The organism is Nonomuraea turcica (genome assembly GCF_030718205.1).
In the GTDB taxonomy this organism is placed as follows: Bacteria; Actinomycetota; Actinomycetes; order Streptosporangiales; family Streptosporangiaceae; genus Nonomuraea.
On the sequence record NZ_JAUZQF010000106.1, the window covers coordinates 1 to 595 of the forward strand.

Annotated in this window: 1 protein-coding gene and 1 pseudogene; both read left to right on the plus strand. The window is 65.4% G+C overall.

Features of this window, described 5'->3' with window-relative positions:
• Nucleotides 1–321, plus strand: a pseudogene (locus Q9G87_RS60440) (IS1380 family transposase); the annotation flags it as partial.
• Between the two features lie 18 nt (nt 322–339).
• On the plus strand, nt 340–595 hold a 256-nt coding region (locus tag Q9G87_RS60445), incomplete at its 3' end, for a hypothetical protein (RefSeq protein ID WP_305925705.1).

Consider the following 595-nt stretch of genomic DNA (forward strand, 5'->3'; position numbering starts at 1 on the left):
AAGAACCTCACCGCCTTTGAGATGCGGACCGGCTGGAAGTACTCCATCATCGCCACCAACATCGGCCGCATGTGGGGCATCGCCGGCTCCCACCACCCCCAATGGCTGGACGCGCTGGCCCGCGCACACGCGGTGGTCGAGGACCGGGTCCGCGCCGGCAAGGCGATGGGCCTGCGCAACCTGCCCAGCCAGGACTGGACCGTCAACTCCGGGTGGATACTGGCCGCCAACCTCGGCCACGACCTGGACTGCTGGATCCGCCTGCTGACCCTGCACGACCAGGACGGCCTGGAACGCGCCGAGCCGGACACCATGCGCTAGTTCACTGACCTGCTGGCTGTGGATGCCGCGGGCAAGATGCTGCTCTACAGCAACAACTTCGTGCGTGACGATGGTCAGCCGTATACGGGCAGCGCGCCGCGTGAGGTCGGGCATGGTTGGAGTAGTTCGACCAGGATCATTCCGGCTGATGTGACCGGTGATGGGTTCACTGACCTGCTGGCTGTGGATGCCGCGGGCAAGATGCTGCTCTACAGCAACAACTTCGTGCGTGACGATGGTCAGCCGTATACGGGCAGCGCGCCGCGTGAGGTCG